The organism is Parasphingorhabdus sp., from assembly GCF_039977335.1.
Lineage (GTDB): Bacteria > Pseudomonadota > Alphaproteobacteria > Sphingomonadales > Sphingomonadaceae > Parasphingorhabdus.
Map to the genome: position 1 here is coordinate 327,419 of NZ_JBDWDI010000001.1, position 14,344 is coordinate 341,762.

Below are 14,344 nucleotides of genomic sequence, written 5' to 3' on the forward strand. Positions count from 1 at the left end.
AAAGCAATTAGGGGAGAGAGATGATCCCTGACAATAGTCCTTTCATATTACTCGACGATGCCCGCGAAGGAGGGGATGCGGTGCCCGCGCGCCTCTACAGCAATCCGGTCGAGATCGTGGAAGCGCGCACAGCGGATGATCTGGGCGCGGCTCTGGACAAGCTCGGCAAAGCAAAGAAACGCGGGCTGCATGCCGCGGGTTATATGTCTTATGAAGCTGGGTTGGCGTTGGAAGGTCGGCTGGTCGGGCATCTGCCCGATGATCGGAATTGTCCGCTGGCGTGGTTTGGTCTGTTTAAAGACTATACGCTTTGGGAACCTGACAAGGTAATCGATCAGCTTCCAGACCCCAAAGGCGCATGGTTAGGGACATTGCGGCCCGGCGTAACACGGGCAGGCTATGATCACGCCTTTGCTCAGGTGAAGGACTATATCATTGCCGGAGATATCTATCAGGCCAATTTGACGTTCCGGGCCCATGCACGCCATGCCGGACATCCGCTAGCGCTCTATGCTGCCATTCGCGACCGCGCGAAGGCGGGCTATGGCGGCGTGGTCTATGATGGTGAAAACTGGATGTTGTCCTTTTCGCCGGAGCTGTTTTTCGCAATGAAAGATGGCCGGATCACCGCAAAGCCAATGAAGGGAACGGCGGCGCGGGTGCAGGATGCAGATGCTGATGCAGCAGTGCGGGCGGAATTGCAGAGCGACCCGAAACAGCGCGCCGAAAATCTGATGATCGTCGATCTTTTGCGCAATGATCTGTCCCGTGTCGCGGAGCCGGGAAGCGTTCAGGTACCGGAATTATTCCATGTCGAAAGCTATCCGACGATTCATCAGATGACATCAACTGTGACCGCCAATTTGGCCGCAGGGCATGATGCCACTGCATTGCTGCGTCAAATCTATCCTTGCGGCTCGATCACTGGCGCACCGAAAATCCGCGCCATGGAGATTATCGACGAGCTGGAGGCTGATCAGCGCGGTATCTATTGCGGTTCGATCGGCCGGATAGATGCTAATGGCGATGCCGCTTTCAATGTCGCCATCCGAACACTCTATCTCGAAATGGACCAAGAAACCCTTTCCATCGGCCTCGGCTCTGGCATAGTGGCAGACTCTGTTGGGGGTGATGAATGGCGGGAATGTCTCGCCAAGGGGAGGTTTGCGGCCGTGGATGTAGGCGTGGATAAAGGCGTGGATCTGATCGAGACGATGGCGTTTGATCCCGAACGCGGTATCCTGCGTCTTGAAGCGCATCTGGAGCGGATGAAGGCCAGCGCCGTCGCGCTGGAATTTGAATTTGACCGCCACGCCGCGCGCAACACGATACAAGCGATCACCTTTCATCAGGACAAACCGGCCAAGGTGCGGCTGATGCTTGCCCGCTCCGGAGCAATCGCGATTGAATTACAGCCCATGCCTGCGCCGTTAAATGAACCGGTTCCGGTTAAGCTCGCTCCCATGACAGCGAACCCGCAAGATTATCGCCGACACCATAAGACCAGCGACCGCAGCATCTATGCTGCCCCGGGTGTGAATGGTTCGGTGCATCCGCTATTCCACGACGCGGAAGGCTATCTGACCGAGGGCGCGATCTGGAACATATTTGTCGAACGTGATGGCAAGCTTCTAACGCCGCCGCTCGTGCGGGGTGTGTTGCCGGGAATATTGCGCCGCGAATTGCTGGAGAGCGGCAAGGCCGTTGAAGCGGATTTGCAGGCTGGAGATTTGAATAGCGGATTCTATGTCGGAAATAGTCTACGCGGTCTGATGAAGGCCCAACTCGCCTAAACTACTTTATATTGCTTTTTGATGGAGATTCTCATGACTGATCGTCTAGAAACCATGGCTGTGCATGCTGGCACCGAACCTGATCCGACAACCAATGCGCGGATCACACCGATTTATCAGACCGCATCCTATGTTTTTGACGATGTCGATCATGCCGCCGATTTGTTCAATCTCGACGCGGTGGGCAATATTTATACCCGCATCATGAACCCGACCAATGGCGCGCTCGAAGGCAAGATTGCTGCTATGGAAGGCGGCGCAGCGGCGCTGGCGGTGGCATCAGGCCACGCCGCACAATTGCTGATTTTCCATGTGTTGATGGACCCAGGCGCGCATATCGTTGCGGCGAAAAAGCTATATGGCGGCTCACTCAACCAGCTTGCGCATAGCTTCAAGAAATTCGGCTGGAATGTGACTTTCGTCGATGCGGATATATTGGATGAGGTCAAAGGCGCGATTACCGATGAGACGCGCTGTGTCTTTATCGAAAGCCTGGCTAATCCCGGTGGTGTGGTCCAGGATATCGCAGGCATTGCCGATATTGCGCATGCGGCAGGCATACCCCTTATCGTCGATAACACCATGGCTTCCCCCGCGCTTTGCCGCCCGATCGAACATGGCGCGGATATTGTTGTCGAAAGCGGTACCAAGTTCCTCGGTGGTCATGGCAACAGCATCGCTGGCCTGATCGTGGACAGCGGCAAGTTTGACTGGAGCAAGAGTGAGAAATTCGCGTTTTTGAACCAGCCCAATCCTTCTTATCACGGGAAGATTTTCACCGAGGCCTTCGGTCCGGTTGCTTTCATTCTCGCCGCCAGAGCGTTGTCCTTGCGCGATTTGGGACCAGCGCTGGCGCCGATGAACGCGTTTAATATCCTGACCGGCATGGAAACACTGACGCTGCGGATGGAGCGGCATTGCGAAAATGCGCTGGCTTTGGCGAAATGGCTGCAGGGCCGTGACGAGGTGAGCTGGGTCTCCTATGCTGGCCTACCTGACAGTGACTATCACGCGCTGGCCCAAAAATATCTTGGCGGCAAAGGTGGCGCGGTTTTCACCTTTGGTTTGAAAGGCGGATATGACGCCGGCACCAAATTGGTCTCTGCCGTGAAGATGTTCAGCCATCTCGCTAACATCGGCGATACCCGTTCGCTGATCATTCATCCGGCCTCGACCACCCATAGCCAATTGTCGGGTGATGAACTGGTTGCTGCTGGTGCTGGCCCCGATGTCGTTCGCGTCTCCGTGGGTATCGAGCATATTGATGATATTATTGCGGATATGGGCCAGGCTTTGGAATCCTTGTGATGGCCGATGGCAACTATGTCTATGATGAAGAATCCGGTGAATGGCTGAGCCCTGAAGAGGCTGCAGCTAAAGCCAAAGGGCCGGAAGTGCTGGACGCCGTTGGCAATCCTTTGGTCGATGGTGACGCGGTCACGCTGATCAAGGATTTGAAGGTCAAAGGGGCAGGGCAGACGCTCAAACGCGGAACGCTGATCAAATCCATCCGGCTCACTGGTGATGCGCAGGAAATTGATTGCAAGCATGAGGGGATTAAAGGCCTCGTCCTGCGCGCGGAATTTGTGAAAAAGCGCAGCTGAACCAATCCTGCTTTCCTACATGGGCCTGTCTCTGGTAGGTTGAGGCCGTGATGGAACCAATTTCGGCCTTTGTGGGTATTGTAACACCCGTTGGGATGGCTCGGCCTGTCGCGCCGGACATTCCGTTCAACCGAATTTGACCCCCGTTTTGCGTATTATTTGTATAATTTCTCAACCGAAGCTGAATTAAAACCATATTAAAATGATGGTACGGGCAATCTCCCTGTTGCAGCAGGCTCTTATTGATATTAGGCATCCCCCGCAAGCCTTCCAGATAGGACGACCCCATGACAAAACTTTCCCAAGCCCTCGGCAGAATTCAACCCTCCGCGACCATGGCCATGTCTGGCCGGGTTACCGAACTTAAAGCGCAGGGCCTTGATATTATTGGCCTGTCCGCTGGTGAACCGGATTTTGATACGCCGGATTTCGTCAAGGAAGCCGCGATCAAGGCTATCCGCGATGGAGACACCAACTACACCACTGTTGATGGTACAGCTGCATTGAAAGAAGCGGTGGCTGCGAAATTCCTGCGCGACAATGATCTAACCTATGCACCTTCTCAAATTTCGATAAATGGCGGCGGCAAACATACCTTGTTCAACGCTTTGGTAGCGACACTGGACGCAGGGGATGAGGTCATCATTCCGGCTCCTTATTGGGTGAGTTATCCTGACATGGTGAATTTTGCTGGCGGCACGCCGGTGATCATCGAGGCGGGTGCGGACCAGAATTACAAGATTACACCGGACCAGCTCACAGCGGCGATCACGCCAAAGACCAAATGGTTGATCCTGAACTCGCCGTCCAACCCTACCGGCGCGGCCTATAGCGGTGAAGAGCTGAAAGCGCTGGGCGAGGCCTTGTTGCCGCATCAGCAAGTGATGGTGATGACCGACGATATGTACGAACATATCTGGTATGCCGATTTCCCGTTCACCACTATCGCGCAGGTCTGTCCCGAACTTTATGATCGTACGTTGACGGTCAATGGTTGTTCCAAGGCTTATGCGATGACTGGATGGCGCATTGGCTATTCCGGTGGTCCGGAGTGGCTGATCAGCGCGATGCGCAAGTTGCAGTCGCAATCAACCTCTAACCCAAGCTCCATTTCGCAGGCGGCTGCGGTCGCTGCGCTCAATGGGCCACAGGACTTTTTGGCAGACCGTAACGCTGCTTTCCTAAAGCGCCGGGATCTGGTCGTATCGATGCTGAATGATACACCGGGTTTGCATTGTCCGACGCCAGAAGGTGCCTTTTATGTCTATCCCGATGCCAGCGAGCTGATGGGCAAGACCACGCCCAAGGGTGAGACGATTGAGAATGATCAGGACTTGATCGGCTATTTCTTGGATGAAGCACAAGTTGCGGCTGTTCATGGCGCGGCCTTTGGTTTGTCGCCAGCGTTCCGGGTGAGCTATGCAACATCGGAAGAGATATTACAGGAAGCGTGCACGCGGATACAGAGGGCTTGTGCTGCGTTAGGATAAGTTTTTATTTAACTCAAGCGCCGGGCGAGCACATCCGTGCCCTTGGCTTTCCTCGCATAAGCTCGGGCGCGCGGTCGCGCTTGCCGACGCGATGCGTCGGATCAGCGCGACCTTGAGGTGATACGACCGAGCGCAGCGAGGCAAGGCCGACCGGCCGCCGCGCCTTATTGGCGCGCAGCCAAGCGGGCGGATGCCCGCGCCCGGCGCTTGAGGTCCAAAAAAAAAGCGGTCAATAAAGAATCCCTTCACCCGCTGAAACTGAATGTCGCCCTGTGACCCCGTTCACAACGAGGAAAGACAACTTATATTAAAGCTGTAACCAAATCAGGGGTCGCTCCGAACACAGGGTAACCACAGCAGGAAAATACAATGCCTAGTTTTTTGAAATCAGATTTGACCTACAGCCTGAGCGGCGGCTTCTTTTTGGGCGCGCTGGCTTTATTCTTCATGCAGCCCGCTGAAGACGAGCAGGATTATAGTGAGAACCTGTCTTCAACGGTTAGCGCATCTGCTGAGGTGATGAGCTAAATCCTATAAGAACACGGGGCGTTTGACATGAGCACGATCTTTCCAAAACTGGCCATTGCTGGCGCAAGTCTAGCTACATTTGGTGTTCTTTGGGGCGGCATGAACGCTTCTTCTCCCAATGAACAGAATAGCTCCAGCTTATTTGTAAGCGAAGCTCATGCCGCCGAAAAAGCAACGATCATCCCCGCTCCTCGTGTTAATGCTGCAGAAAAAGGCAAGCGCTCTGTGGCGATATTCGCCGGTGGCTGTTTCTGGGGCGTTGAAGGCGTTTTTGAACATACCAAAGGCGTTATCTCGGCAGTGTCAGGCTATCATGGCGGCACCAAGCGTAGCGCCAACTACAAGTTGGTCAGTGCAGGCCTTACCAATCATGCTGAGGTCGTTCGAGTAGTTTATGACCCCAGCGTTGTCAGCTATGGCCAGTTGATGCAGGTGTTCTTTTCGGTGGTTGCTGATCCCACGATGTTGAACGCTCAAGGCCCCGATCGCGGAAAGCACTATCGCAGTGCGCTGATTCCTACAAACAAAGCGCAGGCAAAAGCAGCGCGCGCTTATCTGACGCAGCTTGGCAAGGGCAGATATTGGAAAAAGCCGATCGTGACCAAGGTTGAGGCCTATAAAGCCTTCCATCCGGCTGAAACCTATCATCAGGATTTCATGCAGAAAAACCCGCGTCAGGGCTATATTGTGCGCTGGGACAAGCCGAAAATTGCTAATCTCAAGCGGCATTTCCCAAAGCAATATCGCACCAAACCGGTAAGCTAGAACCGGTCCAGAAAAGTTGCGGAGAAAGTCGCGCCCATTTAACTTGATGTTAGTTTTGCCGTGCTATTCATAAAAAGAATCGCACGACAGAACGGACAAGTCCATGGTATCGCAAAATTTCGAATTTGCTATCGCGCTGGCGTCCTTAGTTGTCGGTATGGCTTTTATCTGGGCAGCGCATAAGCATCCCAACTAATCGCCTCACCAGACTACTTAGGGCACAGCACCATTAGCATCTGACGGCCTTCCAGCTTTGGATAGGCTTCAACCTTGGCGGTTTCCTTAGTGTCTTCCTGAACCCGTTGCAGCAATTGCATACCGAGCTGTTGGTGTGACATTTCACGGCCGCGGAAGCGCAAAGTGACTTTCACTTTATCACCATTGTCGATGAACTTGTTCACATTGCGCATCTTCACCTGATAATCATGATCGTCGATATTGGGACGCATCTTGATTTCTTTGACGTCCTGAACCTTTTGGGTCTTGCGTGCTGCATTGGCCTTTTTCTGGGCCTCATATTTGAACTTGCCAACATCCAGGAATTTCGCAACTGGCGGAGAAGCGTTAGGAGAAACTTCTACGAGGTCGAGGCCAACATCCTTGGCTCGCTCAATAGCTTCGCCAGTGTTCATGACGCCGAGATTTTCGCCTCTATCGTCAATGACCCGAACAGTGTCGGAGATGATCAAATTGTTGAAACGCGGACCGCCTTTGACGGGCGGTGTGGGACGGCGTGGTGGTGCAGCTATGTTAAATACTCCTAGATGGTTGAACGATGCGGCCAATAGCGTGAAAACGCAGGGGCCGCAAATTGTTATACATATTTAGTGTGGGATAGCCTGATGATCAATGATTGGATCATTCTTCGGGTTCGGCGGTTGTTACTTTGGGAATATCTATAACCTTTTCCGGGCTGCCGAGCGTTTTTGAACTGTTTTGTGCAGGTGTGGGCGGAAAGTCCTGTTTCCCCAACCACGCTTCAATCGCTGCGATATCCTTGTTTTCGCCGTCAATAATCCGCTGTGCCAAGGCAGTAGCTTCGCTGTCCTTGCTATACTTCACAACCTGCCGGGCAATGTCGAAAGTGCCTTCATCCTGATCAACCATCTGCTGCATGAGGGCGACGATGATGCTGTGATCCACTCCGCCAGAATTGCCTTTCTTTAGCGGTTTGGCCTGATCTTCAGCGATAATAGTCGCCTCTTTTCCGTCGTTCTGCATATTCAGATTTTCCGCACTTGCCATCGTATCGTCAACTCGATTGCATGCGCTAAGCACTAACATCGTGCCGGTTGCCAACATGATTACGCTATATTTCATGCCGCCGGTTCTTTCAAATCCGGCGCTAATGCTTCTTCTTTGAGCATGGCAACGGCTTCGTCGAGCGTCAGGAACATTTGCTCTTTCTGACCCAGTTTCCGCAAGGCGACTTTGCCTTCTTCCGCTTCACGCATGCCAACGACAAGAATATTCGGAACCTTACCAACACTATGCTCACGCACTTTGTAATTGATTTTCTCGTTACGCAAATCGGCTTCCACGCGAATACCAGCAGCTCTCAGTTTTTCGGCAACCTGTTCGGCATATTCGTTCGCATCGGTCACAATGGTCGCGACAACCGCTTGCGTTGGAGCCATCCAGAGTGGCATTTTGCCTGCATAATGCTCGATCAATATACCGATAAAGCGCTCATACGAACCGAATATGGCTCGGTGTAACATGACCGGGCGGTGGCGTGCGCCGTCTTCGGCAATATAACTGGCGTCCAAACGTTCCGGCAACACCCTGTCGGACTGGATCGTGCCGACTTGCCAGGTACGGCCAATCGCATCGGTCAGATGCCATTCCAGTTTGGGGGCGTAGAACGCACCTTCGCCGGGCAGCTCTTCCCAGCCATATTCTTCCGTTGCCATACCGGCGTCGACAACCGCCTGACGCAATTCACCTTCGGCCTTGTCCCAGTCGGCATCAGAGCCGAATCGTTGTTCTGGTCGCAGCGCCAGTTTGATCGAATAGCCTTCAAAACCCATGTCTTTATAGACCCTGTCGGCAAGCGCGCAAAAGGCCCTTACTTCCTCGACAATCTGGTCTTCGCGGCAGAAAATATGGGCATCATCCTGCGTAAACTGCCGCACCCGCATCAAACCGTGGAGCGCGCCATGTGGTTCGTTGCGGTGGCAACAGCCATGTTCAAACAGGCGCAAAGGCAGGTCGCGATAGCTTTTGATTCCCTGCCGGAAGACCAGGACGTGCGCTGGGCAATTCATCGGTTTGATTGCCATCATGTCGGCATCGGATGATACTACAGGCGCGTCGTCTTCGGTGCTTGGAACTTCGTCCGGAACAACGAACATATTCTCGCGATATTTGCCCCAATGGCCCGACTGTTCCCACTGCTTCGCGTCCATGATCTGCGGCGTCTTGATTTCATCATAGCCGGCACCATCAATGGCACGGCGCATATAGGCCTCCAGCTCGCGCCAGATGACAAAACCCTTCGCGTGCCAGAAAATGCTGCCCATGGCTTCGGACTGAATATGGAACAGGTCCATTTCCTGACCAAGCTTGCGGTGATCGCGCTTGGCCGCCTCTTCAAGCCGGACAAGATGGGCTTTGAGCTGTTTCTTGTTCAACCAGCCGGTGCCGTAAATACGCGACAATTGCGGGTTGCGCTGATCGCCACGCCAATACGCACCCGAAACGCGAGTCAATTGGAACGCCTGCGGATCAAGCTTTCCGGTGGAGGGCAGATGCGGACCGCGGCACATGTCCATCCAGTCGTCACCGGACCAATAGACGCTTATCTCATCGCCTTCTGGAAGCTCGGCAGCCCATTCGGCCTTAAATTTTTCGCCATCTTTTTCCCAAAGCGCGATCAGATCATTGCGCTCCCACACTTCGCGGCGCAGCGGTTTGTCTGCCTTGATGATCCGCCGCATTTCCTCCTCGATCTTGGGCAGATCGTCGTCCGTGAACGGGTCACCGGCAGGGGCAAAGTCGTAGTAAAAACCATCGTCGGTCGAGGGGCCAAAGGTGATCTGCGTGCCGGGATAAAGCTTCTGCACAGCCTCTGCTAGCACGTGAGCGAAATCGTGGCGCGCCAGTTCCAGCGCTTCGTCTTCGTCGCGGGACGTAATCAAGGCCAGCTCGGTATCCACCTCCAGCGGCCGCATGATATCGCGTACTTCGCCGTCAATGCGCGCGGCCAATGCGGCCTTGGCAAGACCGGGGCCGATATCAGCTGCAATCTGCGCTGGTGTAGTGCCCGATACCACTTCACGCGCACTGCCGTCGGGAAGGGTGATTTTGATCATCTTGGTCATCGGGTTTTCAATCTTTAAAGTTCACACAGTTCTCACCAAAGAACGCCAGAAAACGGCGATTCATAAGTTTGGCCATAGATTTTATTGCCTTAGTCCATGGTCCCGCCAAGTCAACCACCACGCGCATAGCGGGGTGATGGTATATAGGAAAGCTTTGTTGTCATTATGTCAGGCAGGCTTGACATTTCTTCGAATCATATTCATAAAGTCAAGGTAACATGACATTATGTCAATCAAACTTGAAGGAGTATCATGATGAAACTGAAGCATATTGCATGCTGCCGGACGACGCGAAACGCGGATATTGCCATGTGGGCAAGCTTCTCCATCCTGTTTCTGGCGATGTTCCGATGAATGAGCCATCCACCCGTAACATCTGGCAGCGTATCCAAAGCGCCATCAAACCGGATTGGGCCTTCGCGCTCGTCCTGCCGGTCAGTATTATGATGCTCATTGTCGAAAATCTTGATCCGGAACCGGTCATCGCGGTTGATCCGCTTATGAAAATTTTGATCCTGTCTGGTTTGACCTTGATCATCGCCTTTGTCGCCACTTATGCGGCGGCGATGGACCGGCGTAAGGTCGAGGACTATTATTTCCAACTCATGATCAACGGCGCGATAGTGGGCATAATAACAACTCTGTTCGTTAATCTCGCCTGGGATTTGCTGTACGGACCGTTGACGGGTGATGATGTCATTGCGGTAATGCTTGCAAGTTGGAGCTTGGGCTATTTCATCTATCGGGTAAGGGGGCTAAACACATGAGCGATCATAGCGAGCAGGCCGATAAGATAGCCAAATCGAAAATTCCTCCATCAATGAAACGCTATTTCTGGCGTATAGGGATTTTCATGACCGCCTATATGGTCATCCTGATTTGGGGCTTGTCCCTCAAAAATTCTGTTAGCCCGCCGGAAGGTGTGTTCATCTATGGTCTGGCGATCCTCACCGCTTTGCCAATGTGCGGTGTTTTCTGGACCGTGTTTCGCCTGCTGGTTGAAATGGAAGATGAATATCAGCGCTTTCTAGTTGCCAAGCAGATAATGCTGGCTACGGCGATTACTTTATGTGCTGCAACCATATGGCAGTTCTTGAATGTCTATGATTTGATGACAGAGGGGCCGCAATGGTTCGGCGTCATCTGGCTGGTGACCTTTGGCATCGCAGGCGGCATTGTCCGGTGGCGCGCATGAAGAACCGTCTAAAGGTTCTCCGCGCAGAGCGTGACTGGTCACAAGCGGATTTGGCTGAAAGACTTTCAGTCTCACGCCAAAGTATCAATGCGATTGAGACCGGAAAATATGATCCGTCCCTGCCGCTCGCGTTCAAGATTGCCGATCTGTTTGATATGGCGATTGAAGAGATTTTTCAAAACGATTGAAACCCTTGGCTTTGGAGAATTCTCTACGGAAAGGTTTTTGCAACAATATGGTGTTATACGGCGCTAATTGACTGCAATATATGGATTAATCCGTTATGAGCAATGATTACTCAGTCTGGCACCGCGATGGCAAAGGCGCGCGCAAACGGTCCGTACGGATCGAAACGATTGGCAAGACGTTTCTGTTTTTCGAAAACCAATGGCGCAGTGAAGCCTATTATTTTGGAGATCTCGTCTACCGTGGTTTAACAGGCGGATCCCATGTCTTTGGCCTGAATGATGGGATTAAGGCGCGTCCGCATTGGCAGCTTGGGTTCACTGGTGATCCGCCAGCAGAATTAACAACGTTATTGCCAGAATATAAGCGGCCGATGCTCAGCGGTGTTGGCATGTTGATTATTGCGTTTCTGTGTCTCGGGATTGTTTATTTCGGCTCTGCGCACGTTTGAGTTGATGTCATAACGGCTCCTGCGTAGGCAGTGGCAAAGAACATCAGCGGAAGACACAGATGGAAGACGATATCCTTTATATGCAGCGCCCCGGCGGCGCTGATTTGGCCTATTGCTATCGCCCAGCCAAAGACAGCGTCAAAAGCAGCACTCTGGTTTTTCTTCCAGGCTATATGTCGGATATGGAAGGCGGCAAGGCGCTGGCCCTCGACGCTTGGGCTGCGGATCAGGGACGTGCGATGCTGCGTCTCGACTATGCTGGATGCGGCGCTAGCGGAGGTGAATTCGAAGAGCAGAGCCTGATTGACTGGCGCGATGATGTGTTGTTCCTGATCGAAAAAGTAACTTCTGGCTCAATCACTTTGATAGGCTCCTCCATGGGCGGCTGGCTCATGCTGTTGGTCGCGCTGGCACGGCCGATGCGGGTCAAGGCTATGGTCGGCATTGCCGCCGCGCCTGATTTTACCGATTGGGGCTTCAGCCAAGAACAGAAAATGACGATCCTGCGCGAGGGGAAGCTGGAGGAGCATAGTGACTATAGCGACGACCCCTATGTCACGACGAATGTCTTCTGGCAGTCAGGGGAATCTAATCGCTTGCTCCACAAGGAAATCGCCTTTGATGGCGCGGTGCGGTTGCTTCATGGACAGGAAGACGGGGACGTGCCTTGGGCTTATGCTTTGGAAATTAGCAAAAAATTGCGTTCAGCCGATGTGCAGGTGCATTTGGTAAAGGATGGCGATCATCGCCTGTCGCGCGATCAGGATATCGAGCTTCTGGTTGATGTGGTCTCACGGCTGAGTTGAATGTAGTCATTTGCTGCAATTATAGGGTTCCATGCCGGATATGTTCACGCCACTTTTTCTCGTCCTCGCGCAATCGGCCACACCATTCGGTTCACCAGTTCCGCAAACCATCAATCCTTCGGCCCCCATGACGATGTCAGAGGTTCGCTTTAACGATTGCGTTGACCTCGCCGTAGACGATCCGGCAAGCGGGATTGTCGAAGCGAATAAATGGCGGATCGAAGGCGGCGGTTTTCTCGCTCGTCACTGTCTGGGCTTTGCCTATGCGGAGCAATTTAACTGGGCGGCTGCGACGAGGAGCTTTGCCGAGGCGGCGCAAGAGGCGGAGATCGCCAAATATCCACGTGTCGCCAATTTCTGGGCACAAGCGGGCAATGCTGCGCTGGCCGGGAGCGAACCGACCAAGGCTTTGGAATATTTGAACGCGGCGCTCGTGCAAGGCAGTTTGATCGGGTTGGAAAAAGGTGAAGTACATCTTGACCGCGCCCGAGCGCGTGTTGCGCTTGATAATTATGCAGCAGCGAAGACGGAATTTGTGCAGGTCCATAAACTTGCACCTCAAGATCCTCTAGGCTGGCTCTTATCTGCAACACTGGCGCGGCGAATGAACAATCTGACACTGGCTAAGTCCGATATTGCAGTCGCAGCCAAACTTGCTGCTCAAGATCCGGCGGTAGCGCTTGAAGCGGGCAACATCGCTTATGCGGGCGGTGATTTGGTCCAGGCGAAAGCCAATTGGGAAAAGGCTGTAGCGATGGATGCCGAAAGCAGGCCTGCCAAAGCAGCACAGAAATATCTCACACAGCTTGTGACAAGCGTCGCCGAGTAGGGATTAACACAGCGGGGCTTTTCAATCCTTTTGTCGGGGGATAGGGGTTCTAAATAGCAACAATAGAAAGCACGTCTCCATGACCAATAAATTCCTACTGCCACTCCTGTCCGCTCCCCTCATGCTTGCGGCATGCGGCAGTGGCGGTGATGGCAGTCCGACGGCTGGCCAATATAAGCAGACCGTGAAAATCACCAAACTGGATTTCCCCGGCTTATCGGAAGACGTCAAGAAACGCACCATCACGCAGATGGAACAAGCAGCCGGCGGCGGCACCGGCGGCCTGTTCTGTATGCAGGGAGATGATAACGGCCAGCAATGGAAAGAGGCTGCGAAGCAAATGTCTGGCGCTTTGGGCGGTCAATGCGAAACCACAAAGGACGAAGGATCGGCCACCTCCATCGATCTGCAAATGACCTGCAAAGGTACCGGCAAGGGCGATATCGATATCAAGATGACCGGACAGGCCAATCCCGAAGGCTATGACAGCAAAATGGCGTTCGACATCAAAGATCCAGCCAGCGGCGAAACGGCTACACTAGCAATGGACATAGGTGCGCAGCGGCAAGGCGATTGTCCGGGCTGAGCTAGCCACGCCAAGGAGACGACCTTGGCGTCTTCCCATATTGCAACTGTGATTTTCTGAAATGAAACCTCCTACTCCCAATTGTTGGTTTGTTTTCACAGCGACTTTGATGCTGCTGACACTCGCAGGATGCGCTATGCCGCCTCCATTGGTCAAAGCATCAAACCAGCCTTCAAAAGCACAAGTCTTGGTGGATGATCCAAGTTGTAGTTCTACCATTTCGGAGCAGAAAACCCGTGACAGCCTCAAAAGCGCAATTGTGGCAGCTGTGTCATTTAATCGCGATTCATATGCCGACAGACCGGATTTCTTCACAAAGAATCGGGTTTTGGTTGGTTTGGCCGAACTTAGGCCCAATCACAGCGACGTGATAGCGTATGTGTCAGGGCAAAATTATTGCGGCACAGGCGGCTGTAAAGGCTTTATTTTTAAAGACAAATCTATGGGCTCCGCTAGGCCTGAATATAGCCTGATAGCAAGAATTCGACCGGCGCGGCTGCCTATCGTTTCGCTGAAAACTTTCAAAAATGGATGGGCTGAAATGGGTGTGGCGGTAGCGGGAGGCGGTATATCTAAACCCCATATCGGTACGTTGTCATTTGACGGCGTCAGCTTTGATAGCAATCCGACTTTGTCGAACGCGCGCCATATATCGGAAGACGAAATCAAATCAGTCATTATTGGCGAGCCCGGCGAAGCTTCACGTCAATGTCGTTTGTCGTAAAACTGGAAACATCCGAAATCCCGTTGGTCTGTTTCAGGAGTGTCCCGATTAAGCCACTATCGCT

General features: G+C 53.1%; 17 protein-coding genes. 14 read left to right on the top strand and 3 right to left on the bottom strand.

The window, feature by feature from the left end; translation table 11 throughout:
• The first annotated feature begins 20 nt into the window (after window positions 1-20).
• The 6 genes from pabB to msrA all read left to right on the top strand — a co-directional run bounded on the left by pabB (window position 21) and on the right by msrA (window position 6,180).
• The gene (gene pabB / locus ABJM21_RS01585) at window positions 21-1,793 is read left to right on the top strand and encodes an aminodeoxychorismate synthase component I (protein WP_348303204.1); all 1,773 of its coding nucleotides are present in this window, start codon (window positions 21-23) and stop codon (window positions 1,791-1,793) included.
• A 33-nt stretch (window positions 1,794-1,826) separates the two neighbouring features.
• Window positions 1,827-3,101, top strand: a complete 1,275-nt coding sequence (locus ABJM21_RS01590; protein ID WP_348303202.1) for an O-acetylhomoserine aminocarboxypropyltransferase — start codon at window positions 1,827-1,829, stop codon at window positions 3,099-3,101.
• A complete protein-coding gene (locus ABJM21_RS01595; RefSeq protein ID WP_348303200.1) occupies window positions 3,101-3,397 on the top strand; it encodes an alkylphosphonate utilization protein in 297 nt (98 codons plus the stop codon). The genes ABJM21_RS01590 and ABJM21_RS01595 overlap by 1 nt, the downstream gene beginning before the upstream one ends.
• 287 nt (window positions 3,398-3,684) lie before the next feature.
• Window positions 3,685-4,887, top strand: coding sequence for a pyridoxal phosphate-dependent aminotransferase (locus ABJM21_RS01600; protein ID WP_348303198.1), 1,203 nt, complete (start codon window positions 3,685-3,687; stop codon window positions 4,885-4,887).
• Window positions 4,888-5,256: 369 nt separating this feature from the next.
• Entirely contained in the window at window positions 5,257-5,415 is a 159-nt protein-coding gene (locus tag ABJM21_RS01605; RefSeq protein ID WP_348303196.1) for a hypothetical protein, read from the top strand.
• A 27-nt stretch (window positions 5,416-5,442) separates the two neighbouring features.
• Window positions 5,443-6,180 (top strand): peptide-methionine (S)-S-oxide reductase MsrA, encoded by a 738-nt coding sequence (msrA, locus tag ABJM21_RS01610; protein ID WP_348303195.1) that lies wholly within the window; start codon window positions 5,443-5,445, stop codon window positions 6,178-6,180.
• A gap of 209 nt (window positions 6,181-6,389) precedes the next feature.
• Here msrA and infC read toward each other — a convergent pair whose 3' ends face one another.
• From infC to thrS, 3 genes are all read right to left on the bottom strand, one after another.
• Window positions 6,390-6,929 carry a translation initiation factor IF-3 gene (gene infC / locus ABJM21_RS01615; protein WP_348303387.1) on the bottom strand — a complete coding sequence of 180 codons (540 nt, stop codon included), beginning with the start codon at window positions 6,927-6,929 and terminating at the stop codon, window positions 6,390-6,392.
• A gap of 109 nt (window positions 6,930-7,038) precedes the next feature.
• On the bottom strand, window positions 7,039-7,500 hold the full coding sequence (locus ABJM21_RS01620) for a DUF305 domain-containing protein (RefSeq protein ID WP_348303193.1): 462 nt from the start codon (window positions 7,498-7,500) through the stop codon (window positions 7,039-7,041).
• Complete coding sequence (gene thrS / locus ABJM21_RS01625) at window positions 7,497-9,503, bottom strand: threonine--tRNA ligase (protein WP_348303191.1); 2,007 nt, start codon at window positions 9,501-9,503, stop codon at window positions 7,497-7,499. The genes ABJM21_RS01620 and thrS overlap by 4 nt, the downstream gene beginning before the upstream one ends.
• A gap of 275 nt (window positions 9,504-9,778) precedes the next feature.
• On the opposite strand from thrS, the gene ABJM21_RS01630 reads away from it, so the two are divergent.
• From ABJM21_RS01630 to ABJM21_RS01665, 8 genes are all read left to right on the top strand, one after another.
• The gene (locus ABJM21_RS01630) at window positions 9,779-10,270 is read left to right on the top strand and encodes a hypothetical protein (RefSeq protein ID WP_348303189.1); all 492 of its coding nucleotides are present in this window, start codon (window positions 9,779-9,781) and stop codon (window positions 10,268-10,270) included.
• Window positions 10,267-10,698 carry a hypothetical protein gene (locus tag ABJM21_RS01635; protein ID WP_348303187.1) on the top strand — a complete coding sequence of 144 codons (432 nt, stop codon included), beginning with the start codon at window positions 10,267-10,269 and terminating at the stop codon, window positions 10,696-10,698. Before ABJM21_RS01630 ends, ABJM21_RS01635 begins: the two co-directional genes overlap by 4 nt.
• The gene (locus tag ABJM21_RS01640; RefSeq protein ID WP_348303185.1) at window positions 10,695-10,886 is read left to right on the top strand and encodes a helix-turn-helix transcriptional regulator; all 192 of its coding nucleotides are present in this window, start codon (window positions 10,695-10,697) and stop codon (window positions 10,884-10,886) included. The genes ABJM21_RS01635 and ABJM21_RS01640 overlap by 4 nt, the downstream gene beginning before the upstream one ends.
• A gap of 95 nt (window positions 10,887-10,981) precedes the next feature.
• Entirely contained in the window at window positions 10,982-11,335 is a 354-nt protein-coding gene (locus ABJM21_RS01645; RefSeq protein ID WP_348303183.1) for a hypothetical protein, read from the top strand.
• A gap of 59 nt (window positions 11,336-11,394) precedes the next feature.
• Window positions 11,395-12,141, top strand: coding sequence for an alpha/beta hydrolase (locus ABJM21_RS01650; protein ID WP_348303181.1), 747 nt, complete (start codon window positions 11,395-11,397; stop codon window positions 12,139-12,141).
• Window positions 12,142-12,181: 40 nt separating this feature from the next.
• The gene (locus ABJM21_RS01655) at window positions 12,182-12,970 is read left to right on the top strand and encodes a hypothetical protein (protein ID WP_348303180.1); all 789 of its coding nucleotides are present in this window, start codon (window positions 12,182-12,184) and stop codon (window positions 12,968-12,970) included.
• Between the two features lie 79 nt (window positions 12,971-13,049).
• Entirely contained in the window at window positions 13,050-13,556 is a 507-nt protein-coding gene (locus ABJM21_RS01660) for a DUF3617 family protein (RefSeq protein ID WP_348303178.1), read from the top strand.
• 148 nt (window positions 13,557-13,704) lie between these two features.
• Window positions 13,705-14,280, top strand: a complete 576-nt coding sequence (locus tag ABJM21_RS01665) for a hypothetical protein (RefSeq protein ID WP_348303176.1) — start codon at window positions 13,705-13,707, stop codon at window positions 14,278-14,280.
• The last annotated feature ends 64 nt before the right edge of the window (window positions 14,281-14,344 follow it).

What these genes read in the sequence shown, in the direction of transcription:
- msrA (WP_348303195.1), top strand. Translation starts at nt 5,443, where the DNA reads ATGAGCACGATCTTTCCAAAACTGGCCATTGCTGGCGCAAGTCTAGCT.
- ABJM21_RS01635 (WP_348303187.1), top strand. Translation starts at nt 10,267, where the DNA reads ATGAGCGATCATAGCGAGCAGGCCGATAAGATAGCCAAATCGAAAATT.
- thrS (WP_348303191.1), bottom strand. Translation starts at nt 9,503, where the DNA reads ATGACCAAGATGATCAAAATCACCCTTCCCGACGGCAGTGCGCGTGAA.
- ABJM21_RS01660 (WP_348303178.1), top strand. Translation starts at nt 13,050, where the DNA reads ATGACCAATAAATTCCTACTGCCACTCCTGTCCGCTCCCCTCATGCTT.
- ABJM21_RS01645 (WP_348303183.1), top strand. Translation starts at nt 10,982, where the DNA reads ATGAGCAATGATTACTCAGTCTGGCACCGCGATGGCAAAGGCGCGCGC.
- ABJM21_RS01595 (WP_348303200.1), top strand. Translation starts at nt 3,101, where the DNA reads ATGGCCGATGGCAACTATGTCTATGATGAAGAATCCGGTGAATGGCTG.
- ABJM21_RS01620 (WP_348303193.1), bottom strand. Translation starts at nt 7,500, where the DNA reads ATGAAATATAGCGTAATCATGTTGGCAACCGGCACGATGTTAGTGCTT.
- ABJM21_RS01655 (WP_348303180.1), top strand. Translation starts at nt 12,182, where the DNA reads ATGTTCACGCCACTTTTTCTCGTCCTCGCGCAATCGGCCACACCATTC.
- ABJM21_RS01590 (WP_348303202.1), top strand. Translation starts at nt 1,827, where the DNA reads ATGACTGATCGTCTAGAAACCATGGCTGTGCATGCTGGCACCGAACCT.
- pabB (WP_348303204.1), top strand. Translation starts at nt 21, where the DNA reads ATGATCCCTGACAATAGTCCTTTCATATTACTCGACGATGCCCGCGAA.
- ABJM21_RS01630 (WP_348303189.1), top strand. Translation starts at nt 9,779, where the DNA reads ATGCTGCCGGACGACGCGAAACGCGGATATTGCCATGTGGGCAAGCTT.
- ABJM21_RS01650 (WP_348303181.1), top strand. Translation starts at nt 11,395, where the DNA reads ATGGAAGACGATATCCTTTATATGCAGCGCCCCGGCGGCGCTGATTTG.
- ABJM21_RS01640 (WP_348303185.1), top strand. Translation starts at nt 10,695, where the DNA reads ATGAAGAACCGTCTAAAGGTTCTCCGCGCAGAGCGTGACTGGTCACAA.
- ABJM21_RS01605 (WP_348303196.1), top strand. Translation starts at nt 5,257, where the DNA reads ATGCCTAGTTTTTTGAAATCAGATTTGACCTACAGCCTGAGCGGCGGC.
- ABJM21_RS01600 (WP_348303198.1), top strand. Translation starts at nt 3,685, where the DNA reads ATGACAAAACTTTCCCAAGCCCTCGGCAGAATTCAACCCTCCGCGACC.